Consider the following 16,138-nt stretch of genomic DNA (forward strand, 5'->3'; position numbering starts at 1 on the left):
CGCCAGGCCCATTATCATCAAAGTACTTGGCTTTTAATGTCCTGATGAGATTCGTGCTGCTTTTTTAATAAATCCATTGCCTCATCAATAGGCATCGCCTTGTAATATAAAAACCCTTGCACACAGTCTACCTGTGATTGCTTAACCAGACTCTCTTCCTCTTTAGTCTCTACCCCCTCCGCCACTAACCTAAACCCTAGCTTAGCAATCATCTCAGACAGGTTGGTATACAAAGACACAGACTTACTGTTATAGCTCTCAGGCAATAAACTCCGGTCTAGTTTAATGGTATCTATATTGAGTTTGGACAACACCGAAAGACATGAATAGCCGGTACCGAAATCATCCATTGCGCAGGCAATCTGATGTTCACGAAGTAAATTTACTACATCGACCGTCCGATTAAAGTCTTCTATATAACTCGATTCGAGCAGCTCAACTTCAACTTGCCCAGGGTAATCGGCAAACGCCTTTACAATGCGTTTATAGCCGCCTGTCAGCAAATTTTGCGGTGAGATATTAAAGCTCACTTTTGGCCTGAACCCATCCCGGGCAAATTGCTCCAAGTCCACTTCCAACTGGTCGATAACAAAATTATCTATGATGTGCAACAGTGAATGATGCTCTAACGTTGCCAGAAACCAGGGCCCCTGTACCCGACCATCTGGGTCTTTGAGACGCAGCAACGCTTCAAATCCCACCACGTCCTTAGTGTAGGGGTTAATTTTGGGCTGGTAAAACAGCATCAGCTCGCCTCTATTCAGTGCATCTGTGACTTCTTTCAAACTATGAACATTGATCTGCTCTTCTCGTTGGGAGCGCGTATATGAACTTTCCGCGCCGGCTTCAATCAGCCTGCCTGTTGTAAACCTCTTAAGCAGTACATCCAACGCTTTTCCCGATAAATTATGATCGCGATTAAACTTTAAAAATGGAAAATAGAGACAAGCATTCAGCGCTATCAGCGCCACTTGCAGCGCAATACCACTGAAATTCTGTGTCAGCAGCCAGCCACTAACAAAAACAGGGGTAAACCAGGGAATATCCATTGCAGGGTCCAGAGAAATAAGCCCCGTAGAGATACAGGTATAAGCGATTAATGCGTTGAGCAGCGGACTAAGCAAAAAAGGAATGAGCAAATAAGGATTAAATACAATTGGCAGTGCATAGAGCATTACCTCGCTAATATTAAACAGGGCCAGTGGCGATGCTATCATGGCGATGCTTCGTTCATGGCGTGCATTTTTTAGTAACATTGATGCAATGATCAGCCCCCAGATACAACCAGTTCCACCGATAATCACAAAGCAGGTATAAAAGTCATAACTCGAAAGCTGAGGCAACACCTGATAATCGGTCAGTTCACCGGAAACCAGTAAATGATAAGTATTGTCACCATGGACGCCGATAAACCACAGTAAATGTGAAAAAATCAACTGGGCGGAAATTTTCTCGAACACATTCCAAGTGGGATTAAGCAATTTTAAAGTACTGTGGATCTGTCCTGTAAAATGGTCAAACACAGGGATCACAAATAAGATCAAAGCAGTGACCAGAATATAAGGAATGATAAGATTCAGGTGTTTTCGTAAAAACAGACTAATTGAGCTTATCCCCACTAGTCTGAGCCAGCGAATGCGCTCTATATGTGAAAGTAAATAGCAGCAAAGCACAGGCATAAGTAGCGAATACAACATCCCGTTTCTATGCACGATAGTCAGGGTTCCCTGGCTTATTTCTATGTAGCCCGTTGTCGCTGTAAAACAGGCAAGCACTAATACAGGACCAGCAATGGTGTGGATTTTTAGGTTTTTTGACAGATAGTAACTAAAAGAAATTAAAGTTAGTAAGGGAAATATCCCCCAAACCAAAGTATTAAAATCGCCTAAGGCTTGATACTTAAGCTTGCCTAAGTCGTCGCCAAGCCACTGATTTAAAAGGGTGATCACGGAGGCAACGATAAAAAACGGGATAAGAGCGATATAGCCTTCCCGCAAAGACAAAACAATCGTATTTGAAGAAAGCTTGAGTGCAAACTGGTTAAATCTGTTCAGCAAACTCGTAACCATAAATTGTTCTTTTCTTTTAACACTACTCCAAAAGCAGATTAAAACAAATGATTTGACTAAATTTTTGCTGAAAAATATTCAAGCGAGCGTGCGCTTTGAGCAAACGTGAACGAATAGCATTGAGAGATGGTAGATCAGGCGTAAATGCTGACACCAAGTAAAGACTGTACTTCGCTGCGCCGATCCTGATTTTGGATGGCGCTATAGGCTTGCATGGCAACACTGTTTTTGTAACTGGGTTGGTCGTAGATAACGTCGCGCTTGTCTGCATTGTACTGCTGCGCAAGCGCTACGCCGGCTTCCGAAAACTTTAGCTGCGCAGCAGGTTTGGCGGGCGTAACAGGATCACTGGCAGCAGGTTTAGCAACCGACTGCCTGAGCTGATAAGTATCCTGATTCTGAACAAGCTGGTTGATTTTCATCAGTCTTTGTCACTCAAATACACAACACACCAGTTTAAGACTAGCCTGTTATTCGCGCCCGGGCAACTTCTGCCAGGTGACCGTATCTCTGACATACTGCGGCTGAGCGTCAGCGGCATTAACAACCTGCCCGGATTCAAACTGTTCAGCACCTGTACTGAGCATATACTCAGCATGAGGCAAAGTAATATCGGCATTCACATCCAATAATAGCTTTTCGGCAACGTCTGAATATGTCTGCCAGCCGGTACCCACAGCTAATACACCTTGATAATCACCCTCTATTAGCTCTGGCTTGATCACTGTTTCTTCACCCAGTGCTACGGCCTGATCATTCTCTCCTCTGGTGTAATTACACAGATAAACTTCACCCATCCGGGCATCAATAGCCACCAGGACTTGCTGAGCATTTGTTTGGACAAATGCTTGTTGGGCCATCGCTTGTAATGTCGAAACACCCGCTAATTGCAAATTACCTGAGTAAGCCAACCCCTGAGCGACTGCGACCCCTATACGTACCCCGGTAAAACTTCCGGGACCACGTCCAAACACAAGTCCATCCAGGTCTTTTAACTCGCAACCAGCATCAGACAAAATCTGCTCGATCAAGGGCAGTATTTTCTGACTATGTTGCTGAGGACATTCTTCAAAATGACGATAGATCTTGTTGTTGTACGACAACGCCAGGCTGAGTGCTTCTGTTGAAGCATCCAGGGCAAGCAAATTATATTTCATGCTGGTCAATATTCTCTAAAAATGACAACGCCTTATCCAAATCACGAGTCCGTGACATGGCAGGCAAACTTTTAATAAAGGTTTCCCCGTATTTTCGCGTAACCAAACGATTATCGCAAATAATTAGCACACCTTTGTCTTTTTTGTCTCGGATCAGACGCCCTACCCCCTGTTTTAGAGCGATTACAGCAAGAGGAAGTTGAATATCATCAAACGGCTCTTTGTCTTGCAGTTGTGCATCCTTCATCCGTGCCTGCAGCAGGGGATCATCAGGAGAAGTAAATGGTAGCTTATCAATTAGGACACAGCTTAGCGTATCACCACGCACGTCAACCCCTTCCCAAAACGATGCGGTGCCCATAAGTACCGCATTACCATGGCGAACAAACTGCTCCAGAATAATACGCTTAGAGGCTTGCCCTTGCATAAACACAGGATATTCAGTTGCTGTACTCAAGCCTTCGTATACCAGGTGCATTACCCGATAACTGGTAAAAAGTAAAAATGTTCGGCCTTTGGCAGCATTAATCACCTGCTTAGCTATCTTTACCAATGCATGGGGCATCAGCTCATCTTTACTTTCAGGAAGATAGCGAGGTAGGCAGAGCATGGCTTGCGACTCATAGTCAAACGGACTGTCTACAATAGCATGATGATCAGGCTCAAGCCCCAGACTGGCATTAAAGTGCGCAAGGCTATTGTCCACTGACAAAGTTGCGGAGGTAAAGACAAAGCTGGCTTCGCTCTTAGCCATCATGTCTTTAAACCGACTGGAGACATCCAAAGGCGTGATATGAATTGTCAAAAATCGTCGAGTCGTTTCGAACCAATAGCTAAAGCCAGACAAACCAACGTCAAAAGCTCTATCAAGTTGCCCTTTAAAAGATAAGACGCGCTCCAGTGGATGTTCAATTTTGTCTGAACGGTCGAGACATAGTTTGAGTACTTGATATAAAAAATCCAGATTGCTGATCACTCTGTGAAGCGCATCGCATATCACTTTATCCTGAAGCTTTTCCCGCCAATCTCCCCGGGCACCATCGCTGCCAAACACCAGTCGCAGATCCGCGACACTGGTCTCCAGTTTATTTAGCGTTTTACCCAGCTGCAGCATATCGGGTATATCACTGCGATAAATCAACCTTAAATCATTGATCAGCGCCTGTAGCTGTTTGGTACTGATGGATTCCCCAAAGTAATCCGATGCAATTTCACCCAGCTGGTGCGCTTCGTCAAAAATATAGCTATCTGCGGTCGGCATCAACTCAGCAAAGCCAGACTCCTTGACTGACATATCGGCGAAAAACAGATGATGGTTAATGACTACCAGGTCCGCTTCAGCTGCCTTAACCCTTGCCTTACGTATATAACATTCTGCAAAGTCAGGACAGTCCTTCCCTAAACAGTTATCCGCAGTGGAATTAACATAAGGCAGTACTTTGGCGTCTTCTTCAATGCCCACACAATCAGCCAGGTCGCCACTTTGTGTTTCTGTGGCAAACTTAGCCACCATCGCCAGCTGATGCATAACATCAGGATCGTCACTGGGTACATGCGCCACGTGCTCATTCAAACGATAAGTGCACAGATAATTCGCCCGGCCCTTGAGCAAGGCCACTTTGCGACCCTTACCAAGCGCTTTGAGTAGTTCGGGCAAGTCTCTGTGGTAGAGTTGTTCCTGCAATGCTTTAGAGCCGGTCGAAATGATGACCTTTTTATCATTCAACAGCGCCGGAACCAGATAAGCAAATGTTTTACCCGTACCAGTTCCCGCTTCTACCACACACTGACCGCCCTCTTTGACTACCTTATCTATGGCTTCAGCCATATCGATTTGAGGTTGTCTTGGCTGATAACCACTAAAATGGTGAGCCAGGGGACCGTTTTCTGAAAAAATCTGTGTGATAGACAAAATTAAAGCACTGAATAATGACTGGGCGACGCAATTTTATGGCATGTAAAGGGTAAGCGCAAATCGGTATGGCTTAGTCAAGTCAGTGTGGCTTTGCAAAGCGTTACATCAGAACCTTTTCAACATTCTTTGGTACACAGGGAGTGTTGTTATACCACATTGCGAATACTTAAAAAAAAGAGGTGTCTGGCTTTGCCGCCCTGGCGCAGTTGGGGCCTGTCAATATAATGCGCTAATTCATTTTATAACCCCGGTGGCCTTTTGCTTGTGAGACAGCCCGTGGAGCAATGCCTAATTCCTTAAAAGGAGAACTTTATCTGGCAAGCTTGATATCTCAGATTTGAAATCTAATGATTCTGGGGTAAACAAGCCAGCTACTGCTGGCTTTAAGTAATAACTATTCGGAAATTTTAATAGGGATATAATTCCAGATAAAAGAACAAATCAAGCGCCATAAGCTTCATTTAGAATTAGCCCAACCAATTACAACTTCTTTTAGCAAGACATTCGATTGAATAATGATAGTGTCATAACTTCTTCCTAATTCAGCATTTTTAGGATACTTAAGTGATAAATCCATAGAGTTTTTACTTGTCGAATAACCCAAATTCTTTAGCGTTATCTTATCTCCAGCACTACTTTCAATTAGATGAACTTCAACACTGCCTTTAGGGAACTTTTCAGACAAAATATCCAATTCTTCTACAACACCAGTTCCTAAGAATTCATCAACCATCGATGTTACATCAATATTAATCCTCGCGTTGTAATTTAAAGCCTCAACAGACTCTGTTAACCTAAATTCATGCTGGCCATCAATAGTAATTGGCTCAGGTGTTAACAACACAAACTCAGACAAGAAAAGTATTTTTAAAAACTCAATCATTGCTGCACTCTCCTCTCTGCTGCATCGTGATTCATTTAGGCAGGTCTAAAATTTAAAGCTGTTCCTGCAATACTCTAGAGAGGGTTGAAAAAATTACTTTTTAACCTTCAGAATGGCTAAAGCCAAGTAAGCAAATAAATGTTTAACTCTTACTAGTGCCTGCCTCGACCACACAGCCCCCACTTTTGGTCATCATCGCTATTATTTGAGCTTGACATGGCTGATAATCGTTAAAGAGACCACCAAAGGGACCGTTTTCTGAAAAATACTGAGTGATGGACAAAATTAGAAGCACTAGATACCTAACTAAATCAAACCCGAGATAGTATTTCGATGGCGGCAACTCTAAACCCTTTTACAGGCAGCTTGAGACCTCTCACCGATTTCCAAATACCTTTTTATACCAATATGACTGTTGATTGTGCTTAAACCATATTCTGTTGCTTTCACACAGAAATGCCCTAAGCTGCTTCATATTGACGCCGTAGCGATAAAACAGGGCGATGATCTCTCTTAGTTCTTCATCATCAAGTGACTTGTCTGTATCAATGATTACCGAAAACCCTTGCCCATAGACATCATTAACACCTGACAACGCATTTAATCGGTCAAAAAAGCTCTGCTCATCCGCCGGTGACAAAAACTTAATACTCTTTGCTTCTAACTTCATGTATTTCTTATTTTTATGGTCGATAAATATTCAAGGCCGTTTACAGTCAACAAATAGATTAATGCACACATCAGCGCGCTTTTCTCTCCTCGCAGGCCTGTAAAATAATTCTTTTCTGCTCATTGCTGGATGACTGCCAGTTCATGATTTCATTTAGCGTTCTAAAACACCCGACACAAATATCGTTATCGTCGAGACAACAATGACGGATACAAGGCGATGGTACCTGCACCGCTTTTTCAGGCGTCGAATTGGGTTCTTTGTTTACGCTCATCACTCTACTCCGTAACACTGCACCAGGCATTATACCCCATTAGACACGAGCTGAGATATTTTGCTTGCCAGCGGATAAAAAATGACTATGATGCGCCCAGCAGAGCAGGCAGCAAGCCATAAAGCCCAGAGCCACGAGGTTAAGATTACTTCTTCTCTTTTGCTTTAATGACACACTTTTTGATTTTGATACGACTTATTATAGGAAATCAGGTTGGCCGCTTTAGTTCATTTTCGTGCAGCGCACGGCGACTCCCCCACAGACGATACACTGTTTTCACTTATTGCTGATGATTTACTGAGCCAGGGCTATAGCATTCGCCCCGGTGCGCTGCCGCTTGATTTGGCAGACGATCTACTGGCCTATCAGCACAGTTTAAGTAACCAAAAATATGAACACGCTGGCATTGGCCGGGGTGATGATTTTTTACATAACGACTTTGTGCGTACAGACGAAATTTGCTGGATAAACGGCGAGTCAGAGCCCGGACAGCGCTGGCTTGATTGGACCAGCCGGTTACAGCAATTTTTGAACCGTCGCTTGTTTATGGGATTGTTCTCATTCGAAAGCCACTTTGCTCATTACGCCAGCGGCAGTTATTACAAGCGTCATTACGATGCGTTTAGAGGTGAAACCAACCGGATCCTGTCACTGGTTACCTATTTGAACCCTGGGTGGGGACATGATGACGGAGGGGAAATGGTACTCTATCGTGACGATACTGACCTTGAAGGCATAAAAGTGGTCCCTTTACATGGCACTGTTGCCTTGTTTTTGAGCGAAGAGTTCCCCCATGAAGTACTTCCCGCTAAACGGGATAGATATTCCATTGCTGGTTGGTTCAGGGTTAATACTTCGATAGCGGGCAAAATAGACCCCCCAAGATAAAATCTGCCACGAATCCCGGACAAAGCACCTTGTCCGGGCCATGGATGTTTTTAGGCCCAGGTATCCAAATGCTGTTCTTCGTCGTCGATTTCACTGTCATCTTCATCGTTCTTGCGGGCATCTTCCTCTTGATGTTTTTGTTGCGCCATCTCCAGTAAGTGCTTTTTACGTTTAATTCTCTCGGTCCTGTTGTCGAGTACACCCGCAACTTTAAATGGCCCATCATGGCTCACCTGCAACCGAACTATCGGCGCCAGGAATGGCTTAAATGCATCCATAATCCACCTCATTTCGTGGTATTTCATGCCTTTATTATCGACAGTTATAATTTATTCTTTAATTTATGCAAAAAAGTACTTGCACGCAATTCCTCTCCTGTGTTTATCTATAAATACATTTTGAGCGCCTGATGCGCACCAGTTTTAGATAAACAACAAGAGAATCTGACATGCTTATTACACTGACAGCTATCCATCATCACCATCATACACCGGGATAACCTGTCAGGTATTTCGCTGGTGGGTTATTCCTTCAAGGAACCTCCGGCGAACTAGCACTCAACATAATTTATTTTCGCCCTGAGGTTCCCTCGGGGCTTTTAGTTTTTAAACTTAGGAAATAAATTATGAACACCAACAACCGTTTACGAATTGCAATTCAAAAATCTGGCCGTCTTTCTAAGGATTGTCAGTCACTGCTCAAACAGCTTGGAATTAAATTAAACCTGCGCGAACAGCGCCTGATAGCCCACTCTACCAATATGCCAATCGATGTCCTGAGAGTCCGTGATGACGATATCCCGGGTTTGGTGATGGATGGTGTGTGCGACCTGGGCATTGTTGGTGAAAATGTGCTGGTTGAAACGCAGGCTGAACGTCAGCGCAATGGGCAGCCCAGCGAAGTCAGTAAGCTCGCAAAGCTCGACTTTGGCTATTGTCGTCTGGCACTGGCCTGGCCTCAGGAGCTGGGTATGCAGGATAAAAGCTGGTTCAACGGCAAACGCATCGCAACCACATACCCAGAAATTTTGAAGCAGTACCTCGAACAAGAGCAGATTGATGCCAGTGTCGTTATGCTAACGGGCTCGGTAGAAGTTGCCCCTCGTGCTGGCCTTGCCGATGCAATCTGCGACTTGGTATCGACCGGCGCAACGCTCGAAGCAAACGGCCTGATGCAGGGCGACACCATTTTAGAATCTAACGCTTGCCTTATCCAAAACGCTAACCTCAGTGACGACAATAAGCTCTCACTTATCAACAAACTGATGCCTCGTTTGCGTGGTGTTAAACAGGCAAAAGAAAGCAAATACATTATGTTGCACGCGCCAAAAGCGAAACTTGATGAGATCTGTGCGTTGTTGCCGGGGACAGGTCAACCAACCCTGCTTGCTCTGGCCGGAAGCGAAGAATATGTTGCTCTGCACATGGTCAGCAGCGAAACGCTATTTTGGGAAACAATGGAAGAACTCAAAGCGCTTGGCGCAAACTCCATTCTTGTTATGCCAATCGAAAAAATGATGGAGTAACGACGCATGTTTATCTGGAATGAGGCGAACCGGGCTCAGCAAAAGGCAGCACTTGAACGCCCGGCCGTCACTATCAGTGATGAGCTGGAAAAAGTTGTTGCAAAAATCATTGCAGAAGTCGAGCTAAACGGTGATGAAGCACTGCTGGAATATGCCCGTAAGTTCGACAACCGAGCGCAACCTAGGTTACTGGTATCAGCTGAAGAAATACAGGCCAGTGAAGGTGCTATTTCAACGGAACTTAAACAGGCAATCGACCAGGCTTACAGTAATATTCGCGCTTTTCACGAACTACAAGTGCCTGTAGAAAAACGTCTCGAAACACAACCTGGTGTTAAATGCGAGCTTAAGTATCAAGCCATTGAAGCGGTTGGTCTGTACGTCCCGGGAGGCAGTGCGCCACTGCCCTCTTCGGTACTGATGCAAGGGGTCTGTGCGCAACTGGCAGGGGCACAAACAATTGTGTTGTGTACTCCGGTAAACGGCGAACAAGGTATCGATCCGGCCATCTTATATGCAGCGAAAAAATGCGGTATTACCACAATTGTTGAAAGCGGTGGCGCCGGTGCAATTGCTGCGATGGCCCTGGGTACCCAAAGCGTGCCTAAAGTAGACAAAGTATTTGGACCGGGAAATGCCTTTGTGACTATGGCCAAACAGCTATTGTCGCAATCGCTGCCTGGATTTGCCATTGATATGCCCGCAGGACCCTCAGAAGTATTGGTCATTGCCGACGAGCGCGCTAACCCAGCCTACGTTTCTGCTGATCTGCTCTCTCAAGCTGAACACGGTCCCGACTCTCAGGTTCTGCTGCTCAGCAATAGCAAACAGCTTATCAATGAGGTCCAGGGCGAGCTGGACCGTCAATTGTTGCAACTAAGTCGCGCAGATATCGCCAAACAGGCGCTTGAAAATAGCACTCTTATTCTGGTCGAAGATATTGAACAAGCATTTGCGGTTAGCGCCGAGTATGGACCTGAGCACCTGATCTTACAGCTCGGTGAACCAGAGCCCTATCTGCCTTTAGTGAAAAATGCCGGCTCTGTGTTTGTTGGTGACTACACGCCAGAGTCAGCGGGTGATTACGCGTCAGGTACTAACCATGTATTGCCAACGTATGGTTACAGTCGCTGCTATTCGAGCCTCAACTTGCTCGACTTTTATCGCACTTACACGCAACAGACAATCAGTAAAGGGGGTTTACAGTTGCTAAGCAAGGCTATTTTACCCCTGGCTGAGGCTGAAGGCCTGGATGCCCACGCCAATGCTGTAAAAATAAGGCTGGAGAACAACGCATGAGCCAAATTCAATTACCTGAAAACATCGCTTCACTGAGCGCTTATAGTTCAGCTAAGAGCGAAAAGCTCACCGGCACAACCTGGCTAAATGCCAACGAAAGCCCTTATTCACGAAGCGTGAGCCTCAACTTTGAAGCACTTAACCGCTACCCGGACCCACAACCCGAAGCGGTGATAAACGCCTACGCCAGTTATGCGGGCCTTGGCCCAGAGCAGGTGTTGATGACGCGCGGCGCTGATGAAGGCATCGAGCTGTTAGTACGCACTTATTGTACACCCGGACAAGACAAAATCGCTTTGTTCCTGCCCACGTACGGCATGTATAAAGTAACGGCAGATACCCACAATATCGGGATCACAGCGCTTGAGCAGAGCCTGTTACAACAAGGCAGCGCTGCAGAAATTGCAGACGCTGTTGGCAACGCCAAGCTGGTGTTTATCTGCAACCCCAATAACCCAACCGGCGCAACAGTAAGTACAGATAAAATTGCTGCAATTGCAGCAGCCCTCAAAGGCAAGGCACTGGTCGTCGTCGATGAAGCTTATATTGAGTTTTGTGAACAACTCACCGCAGCGAGCCTGTTATCGGATTTCGATAACCTGGTGGTACTGCGAACCCTGTCAAAAGCCTTTGCCCTTGCAGGGCTCAGAACCGGGTTTACTTTGGCTTCACCCGACGTGCTTGCGCCAATCCGCAAGGTCATCGCCCCTTATCCGGTATCTGCTGTAGTGGCGCAAATCGCACAGGAAGCGCTGACCCCGGATGCCATTACCCAGATGCGCCGTCAGGTCTGTATTCTCAATAAAGCAAAAGAAAAGCTCACTGAGGCTCTTGGGGGATCCGAGAAAATTACCAAGGTCATGATTGGCGAAGGCAACTTTATTACAGTCCAGGTACTACAAGTAAACGACATTAAACAGGCGATGCAATCGGGTCTTATCATGCGCCCCTTTACCCTCTTCGGAGAGGATAATTGGTTGCGCATTTCAATTGGTAGCGAGCAGGAATTAGAACAAGTCAGACGCTGGCTGACACAACCACAGGCAGAACAATAACAATGAGCACACCTTATTTATTCATCGACCGAGATGGCACGTTAATTGAAGAACCCATTTCGGACAAACAGGTAGACAGTCTGGAAAAACTGGCCTTGCTGCCCAACGTGATCCCGGCTTTACTGTCGTTGCAGGCCGCTGGCTACAAGCTGGTCATGGTCTCAAATCAGGACGGACTGGGCACCGACAGCTTTCCCGAGGAAGACTTCGCCCTTCCCCACAATCAAATGATGGCGATTTTTACCAGTCAGGGGATCCGTTTTGAAGACGTGTTGATTTGTCCGCACTTTGATGAAGACAACTGTCAGTGCCGAAAGCCTAAGACGGGTTTGCTGACCAACCTGATGCGCTCGGGTAAAGTCGATCTGGCGAACTCCTATGTGATTGGTGACAGGCAAACCGATGTCGAACTGGCTAACAATCTGTGTATTGAAGGAATTCTTTATGACGATAACTGGCCTGAAATTGTCACCCGCCTGACAACCCAAAACCGTCAGGCGTCTGTTCAGCGTAATACCAAAGAAACGCAGATCAGTCTGGCACTTAATCTGGACCAAAATAGTGTGGGGTCTATCAGCACTGGCCTTGGCTTTTTTGATCACATGCTGGATCAAATTCGCACTCACGCAAACATCGGCCTGACGATAGAAGCCAGTGGCGACCTGCATATTGATGAGCACCACCTGGTAGAGGACATTGGCATTGCCCTTGGCCAGGCACTGAAACAGGCGCTCGGTACTAAATCTCAGATCGCCCGTTATGGCTTCGCGCTGCCAATGGATGAATGCAAAGCTGAATGTCAGCTGGACTTATCTGGCCGGGCATCATTTGTGCTGAACGCCGACTTTAGTCGTGAAAAAGTGGGCGATCTGGATGTACAAATGGTTGAGCACTTCTTTAAATCGCTGGCAGATAACGCCTGTATCAGTCTGATCCTGTCAGTCAGCGAAGGCAACTGCCACCACCAGGTCGAAGGCTTGTTTAAAGTCTTTGCACGAGCGCTGCGTATGGCCATCGCCAAAGATACAAGCCAGCAAACTGCAAGCTCTAAGGGGTGCTTATGATTGCCATCATTAATACGGGCTGTGCCAATATCAACTCGGTACGCTTTGCCTTTGAACGTCTGGGTGTCAACCCGGAAGTGATCCGCGACCCGGCGCAGTTAGAGCAATTTGACAGAGCTGTGTTACCGGGCGTCGGACATGCCTCTGTGGCAATGAAACGCCTGCGCGACCAGGGTTGGGACACCGCGATTGCTGAGTATCAGAATCCGCTCATGGGCATTTGTCTTGGCATGCAGCTGCTGTGCGACGAAACCGAAGAAGGGAACGTTCAGTGTCTGGGCCAAATTCCCGGCAAAATCAGCTATCTTGAAACCGGTCAGTTAACCAGTCCGCATATGGGCTGGAATACCTTGTCTGTGTGCGAGGCACATCCCCTGACACAAGGGCTTAATCCGGACGATCAGGTGTATTTTGTCCATAGTTTTGCCCACGCCAGCAACGCCAACACGCTGGTCGAAAGCGAGTATGGCACACGTTTCTCTGCCGTGGTTGCCAAAGACAACTATGCCGGTATGCAGTTTCATCCGGAGAAAAGCGCCAAAGTCGGTGCAACCTTACTGAATAACTTCCTGAACTGGCAATTATAAGGACAAGATAATGATCATTCCTGCATTAGATGTATTACAAAACCAGATTGTACGCCTGTATCAGGGCAAGTATGACACCGCACAGTTCTACCCTTTCGAACTGGCAAGTCGCTTAAAAGCGTATCAGGATGCGGGTGCCGCTAAATTGCACCTGGTTGACCTGGAAGGCGCGCGCGACCCACAAAAAAAGCAATGGCAACAGATCCAGCAAGCCACTGCCGAGCTGACGGCCCCTTATCAGGTGGGCGGCGGGATCCGTCGTTATGAAGACGTGAAGCAATGGCTTAAAGCGGGTGCGCAACAAGTCGTGATTGGTTCCATGGCCGTAGATAGCAAAGAAGAAGTCGCCGCATGGATTGAAGAGTTTGGTGCCGAGCGCTTTGTCATCGCACTGGATGTAAAACGCAGCGCATCGGGTTGGGCAGTTGCTACCCACGGCTGGCTCGAGGAGTCTCAGTTAAGCCTGTTTGAACTCATTGATTTTTACCTGACATTGGGCGTGTATGATTTTTTATGCACGGACATCAGTAAGGATGGCACCATGACAGGTCCTTCTTTTGCACTCTACCAGGAAATCGTCGCGCACAATCCAGGCGTCAGGGTTCAGGCTTCGGGTGGCGTAAGCAGTTTAGATGATATTCGCCAGTTGATTGAGCTGGGCGTAAATGGAATTATTCTGGGTAAATCGTTACTGGATGGCGCATTTACTGTTGAGGAGGCAATCGCATGTTATCAAAGCGCATAATCCCCTGCCTCGATGTCAAAAATGGCCAGGTTGTTAAAGGCGTTAAGTTTAAACAACACGAAATCGTTGGTGAGATCCTTGAACTTGCCGCGCTTTACAGTCAGGCCGGGGCCGATGAGCTGGTTTTTTATGAGATCAGTGCCAGTGTTGAGAAACGCTTGCTGGATGTCAACTGGGTCAGGGACATAGCCCGCCATATTGATATTCCTTTTTGCGTCGCTGGTGGCATTAAATCGGTGGCGGATGCCGCGAAAGTGCTTGAGCAAGGCGCCGATAAAATTTCCATTAACAGCCCCGCTATCGCGCGGCCCGAGCTAATCAAAGAGCTACACGATGAATTTGGCAAACAATGCGTGGTCGTTGGTATAGACAGCTTTTTTGATGCCAACACCGGCGAATACCTGGTATATCAGCTAACCGGCGACCCTAACAGCGCCAGCCAGACACGCTATAAAACTAGTGAATGGGTACAGCGTGTTCAGGAACTCGGAGCCGGGGAAATAGTCCTCAACTGCATGAACCAGGATGGCGTACGAAAAGGCTATGACATTGAACAGCTGAGCAACATTCGCAAACAATGTGACGTACCACTGATTGCGTCTGGCGGTGCGGGCGTTATGCAGGACTTTGTTGATGTTTTTCAGCAAGCCGATGTCGACGGCGCGCTGGCAGCGAGCGTATTCCACAAACAGCTTATCGAGATAGATGCTCTTAAACAATATTTAGCGACTAACAAGGTACCTTGCAGATTATGAAACTTACTCCAGAAAACCTAACCAGTGTAGACTTCGATAAAATGGCGCTGATCCCGGCCATCGTTCAGGATGCCCAGAGCGGTGTCATTCTGATGCAAGGGTTCATGGATTTGGCGGCTATGAAAATGACCTTTGAAAAAGGGCTAGTCACTTTTTATTCACGCTCAAAACAACGACTGTGGACCAAAGGTGAAGAGTCAGGAAACGTCCTGAGACTAGTCTCAGCTTATACCGATTGTGACCGCGACAGTTTGTTACTGCTAGCAGACCCTGCAGGGCCCACCTGCCACCTTGGTACGCAAAGCTGTTTTGGCGACGCTCGTCCGGCCATTTCTTTTTTATCACAACTCGAGCAGGTGATCTGTGAGCGTAAAAACGCAGACCCTGAACAAAGTTATACTGCCTCTTTGTTCGCCAAAGACCTTAGCCGTAGCTGTCAAAAAGTGGGAGAAGAAGGTGTAGAGGTGGCGCTTGCGGCGATGAAACAAGACCAGGACGAACTTTGCAATGAGTCTGCTGACTTACTGTACCATCTCATTGTACTGCTGCAGCGCAGCGGTTTATCTCTGGAGAAAGTAACGCAAACACTTAATCAGCGTCATAAATAAGCCCCGTCACGCTTTTTTATCTATAGTTTATGTAAAGCCTTTGCCAGTTGAACGACCCTGCCTGGTTCAACTGGTGTTTACGTTAAGATAAAGGACGTGACCATGCCCTATCAGATCATTTCTACCTCTGCAGTCTTATTGTCGCTTGCAGCATGCCAGCAACTTCCACATGACATACAACAACGCGTTGATACAATGAGTGACTGTGACAAAGTACTTGCCCTGACACAGGGCGTACAAGATGGTTTTGAGCAGCTAAAAGGGGCAAAGGTGAGTTCATCATTGATGGATGCGTGGCAGCCCAAAGCGCATTTGCTCAAGAACAGTTGCCAAATTAATCAATATAGTAATGGCCGTATAGCCTATGAGTGCACAAAGTCTCTGAGCTCAAAAGCTGAAACCAATAAAGAATTCCAGTCAGTTAAAAACCAGTTAAACAGGTGTCTGGGATCATCTTGGCAAAACAATGAAACAACCACCAACAAGATACGTTATACCAGCTTGAGCAACAAAGGCAGTATTAACCTAAACCAGGGTAAGGGCTTAGACCGCCGGTTACCCTGGGTGATCACCTTAGAAGTAACGAAATAAAACAGTCTGAGCCTGATGGCTATCATCTGCCCAGATTTTGTCTAATTTGACAA

General features: G+C 46.5%; 18 protein-coding genes. 10 read left to right on the forward strand and 8 right to left on the reverse strand.

Annotation, left to right across the window (positions count from 1 at the left end; all coding sequences use genetic code 11):
- Positions 1 to 17: 17 nt before the first annotated feature.
- From CWB98_RS02025 to CWB98_RS02055, 7 genes are all read right to left on the reverse strand, one after another.
- Positions 18 to 2,069 carry an EAL domain-containing protein gene (locus tag CWB98_RS02025; protein WP_138543310.1) on the reverse strand — a complete coding sequence of 684 codons (2,052 nt, stop codon included), beginning with the start codon at positions 2,067 to 2,069 and terminating at the stop codon, positions 18 to 20.
- Between the two features lie 134 nt (positions 2,070 to 2,203).
- Complete coding sequence (locus CWB98_RS02030) at positions 2,204 to 2,491, reverse strand: hypothetical protein (protein WP_138543311.1); 288 nt, start codon at positions 2,489 to 2,491, stop codon at positions 2,204 to 2,206.
- A 48-nt stretch (positions 2,492 to 2,539) separates the two neighbouring features.
- Entirely contained in the window at positions 2,540 to 3,226 is a 687-nt protein-coding gene (gene tsaB, locus CWB98_RS02035; RefSeq protein ID WP_138543312.1) for a tRNA (adenosine(37)-N6)-threonylcarbamoyltransferase complex dimerization subunit type 1 TsaB, read from the reverse strand.
- Entirely contained in the window at positions 3,216 to 5,138 is a 1,923-nt protein-coding gene (locus CWB98_RS02040; protein WP_138543313.1) for an ATP-dependent DNA helicase, read from the reverse strand. Before CWB98_RS02040 ends, tsaB begins: the two co-directional genes overlap by 11 nt.
- A 460-nt stretch (positions 5,139 to 5,598) precedes the next feature.
- Entirely contained in the window at positions 5,599 to 6,024 is a 426-nt protein-coding gene (locus CWB98_RS02045) for a hypothetical protein (protein ID WP_138543314.1), read from the reverse strand.
- 376 nt (positions 6,025 to 6,400) lie between these two features.
- Positions 6,401 to 6,694 carry a hypothetical protein gene (locus CWB98_RS02050; protein WP_138543315.1) on the reverse strand — a complete coding sequence of 98 codons (294 nt, stop codon included), beginning with the start codon at positions 6,692 to 6,694 and terminating at the stop codon, positions 6,401 to 6,403.
- A gap of 70 nt (positions 6,695 to 6,764) precedes the next feature.
- Positions 6,765 to 6,968, reverse strand: coding sequence for a DUF1289 domain-containing protein (locus CWB98_RS02055; protein WP_138543316.1), 204 nt, complete (start codon positions 6,966 to 6,968; stop codon positions 6,765 to 6,767).
- Between the two features lie 213 nt (positions 6,969 to 7,181).
- Between CWB98_RS02055 and CWB98_RS02060 the strand changes: the two genes are divergently transcribed.
- On the forward strand, positions 7,182 to 7,856 hold the full coding sequence (locus CWB98_RS02060) for a 2OG-Fe(II) oxygenase (protein WP_138543317.1): 675 nt from the start codon (positions 7,182 to 7,184) through the stop codon (positions 7,854 to 7,856).
- A 50-nt stretch (positions 7,857 to 7,906) separates the two neighbouring features.
- Here CWB98_RS02060 and CWB98_RS02065 read toward each other — a convergent pair whose 3' ends face one another.
- Entirely contained in the window at positions 7,907 to 8,134 is a 228-nt protein-coding gene (locus CWB98_RS02065) for a hypothetical protein (RefSeq protein WP_138543318.1), read from the reverse strand.
- A 347-nt stretch (positions 8,135 to 8,481) separates the two neighbouring features.
- Here CWB98_RS02065 and hisG point away from each other — a divergent pair, with 347 nt between their 5' ends.
- From hisG to CWB98_RS02110, 9 genes are all read left to right on the forward strand, one after another.
- Positions 8,482 to 9,381, forward strand: a complete 900-nt coding sequence (gene hisG, locus CWB98_RS02070) for an ATP phosphoribosyltransferase (RefSeq protein WP_046005230.1) — start codon at positions 8,482 to 8,484, stop codon at positions 9,379 to 9,381.
- Between the two features lie 6 nt (positions 9,382 to 9,387).
- Positions 9,388 to 10,680, forward strand: coding sequence for a histidinol dehydrogenase (gene hisD / locus CWB98_RS02075; protein WP_138543319.1), 1,293 nt, complete (start codon positions 9,388 to 9,390; stop codon positions 10,678 to 10,680).
- Positions 10,677 to 11,735, forward strand: a complete 1,059-nt coding sequence (gene hisC / locus CWB98_RS02080) for a histidinol-phosphate transaminase (RefSeq protein ID WP_138543320.1) — start codon at positions 10,677 to 10,679, stop codon at positions 11,733 to 11,735. The genes hisD and hisC overlap by 4 nt, the downstream gene beginning before the upstream one ends.
- A gap of 2 nt (positions 11,736 to 11,737) precedes the next feature.
- Entirely contained in the window at positions 11,738 to 12,799 is a 1,062-nt protein-coding gene (hisB, locus tag CWB98_RS02085) for a bifunctional histidinol-phosphatase/imidazoleglycerol-phosphate dehydratase HisB (RefSeq protein WP_138543321.1), read from the forward strand.
- A complete protein-coding gene (gene hisH / locus CWB98_RS02090; protein WP_138543322.1) occupies positions 12,796 to 13,386 on the forward strand; it encodes an imidazole glycerol phosphate synthase subunit HisH in 591 nt (196 codons plus the stop codon). Before hisB ends, hisH begins: the two co-directional genes overlap by 4 nt.
- A 10-nt stretch (positions 13,387 to 13,396) precedes the next feature.
- The gene (gene hisA / locus CWB98_RS02095) at positions 13,397 to 14,131 is read left to right on the forward strand and encodes a 1-(5-phosphoribosyl)-5-[(5-phosphoribosylamino)methylideneamino]imidazole-4-carboxamide isomerase (RefSeq protein WP_138543323.1); all 735 of its coding nucleotides are present in this window, start codon (positions 13,397 to 13,399) and stop codon (positions 14,129 to 14,131) included.
- Positions 14,113 to 14,886: an imidazole glycerol phosphate synthase subunit HisF gene (gene hisF / locus CWB98_RS02100; protein ID WP_138543324.1), complete on the forward strand. Its 774-nt coding sequence runs from the start codon at positions 14,113 to 14,115 to the stop codon at positions 14,884 to 14,886. The genes hisA and hisF overlap by 19 nt, the downstream gene beginning before the upstream one ends.
- Complete coding sequence (gene hisIE, locus CWB98_RS02105) at positions 14,883 to 15,494, forward strand: bifunctional phosphoribosyl-AMP cyclohydrolase/phosphoribosyl-ATP diphosphatase HisIE (RefSeq protein ID WP_138543325.1); 612 nt, start codon at positions 14,883 to 14,885, stop codon at positions 15,492 to 15,494. The genes hisF and hisIE overlap by 4 nt, the downstream gene beginning before the upstream one ends.
- 102 nt (positions 15,495 to 15,596) lie before the next feature.
- Positions 15,597 to 16,085 carry a hypothetical protein gene (locus tag CWB98_RS02110; RefSeq protein WP_138543326.1) on the forward strand — a complete coding sequence of 163 codons (489 nt, stop codon included), beginning with the start codon at positions 15,597 to 15,599 and terminating at the stop codon, positions 16,083 to 16,085.
- The last annotated feature ends 53 nt before the right edge of the window (positions 16,086 to 16,138 follow it).

The sequence above is a fragment of the Pseudoalteromonas rubra genome (assembly GCF_005887115.1).
Lineage (GTDB): Bacteria > Pseudomonadota > Gammaproteobacteria > Enterobacterales > Alteromonadaceae > Pseudoalteromonas > Pseudoalteromonas rubra_F.

Excerpts from the sequence above, each read along its gene's own strand:
- hisC (WP_138543320.1), top strand. The coding sequence starts at position 10,677 with ATGAGCCAAATTCAATTACCTGAAAACATCGCTTCACTGAGCGCTTAT.
- hisH (WP_138543322.1), top strand. The coding sequence starts at position 12,796 with ATGATTGCCATCATTAATACGGGCTGTGCCAATATCAACTCGGTACGC.
- hisB (WP_138543321.1), top strand. The coding sequence starts at position 11,738 with ATGAGCACACCTTATTTATTCATCGACCGAGATGGCACGTTAATTGAA.
- CWB98_RS02055 (WP_138543316.1), bottom strand. The coding sequence starts at position 6,968 with ATGAGCGTAAACAAAGAACCCAATTCGACGCCTGAAAAAGCGGTGCAG.
- CWB98_RS02110 (WP_138543326.1), top strand. The coding sequence starts at position 15,597 with ATGCCCTATCAGATCATTTCTACCTCTGCAGTCTTATTGTCGCTTGCA.
- hisF (WP_138543324.1), top strand. The coding sequence starts at position 14,113 with ATGTTATCAAAGCGCATAATCCCCTGCCTCGATGTCAAAAATGGCCAG.
- tsaB (WP_138543312.1), bottom strand. The coding sequence starts at position 3,226 with ATGAAATATAATTTGCTTGCCCTGGATGCTTCAACAGAAGCACTCAGC.
- hisA (WP_138543323.1), top strand. The coding sequence starts at position 13,397 with ATGATCATTCCTGCATTAGATGTATTACAAAACCAGATTGTACGCCTG.
- hisD (WP_138543319.1), top strand. The coding sequence starts at position 9,388 with ATGTTTATCTGGAATGAGGCGAACCGGGCTCAGCAAAAGGCAGCACTT.
- hisG (WP_046005230.1), top strand. The coding sequence starts at position 8,482 with ATGAACACCAACAACCGTTTACGAATTGCAATTCAAAAATCTGGCCGT.
- CWB98_RS02050 (WP_138543315.1), bottom strand. The coding sequence starts at position 6,694 with ATGAAGTTAGAAGCAAAGAGTATTAAGTTTTTGTCACCGGCGGATGAG.
- CWB98_RS02025 (WP_138543310.1), bottom strand. The coding sequence starts at position 2,069 with ATGGTTACGAGTTTGCTGAACAGATTTAACCAGTTTGCACTCAAGCTT.
- hisIE (WP_138543325.1), top strand. The coding sequence starts at position 14,883 with ATGAAACTTACTCCAGAAAACCTAACCAGTGTAGACTTCGATAAAATG.
- CWB98_RS02045 (WP_138543314.1), bottom strand. The coding sequence starts at position 6,024 with ATGATTGAGTTTTTAAAAATACTTTTCTTGTCTGAGTTTGTGTTGTTA.
- CWB98_RS02030 (WP_138543311.1), bottom strand. The coding sequence starts at position 2,491 with ATGAAAATCAACCAGCTTGTTCAGAATCAGGATACTTATCAGCTCAGG.
- CWB98_RS02065 (WP_138543318.1), bottom strand. The coding sequence starts at position 8,134 with ATGGATGCATTTAAGCCATTCCTGGCGCCGATAGTTCGGTTGCAGGTG.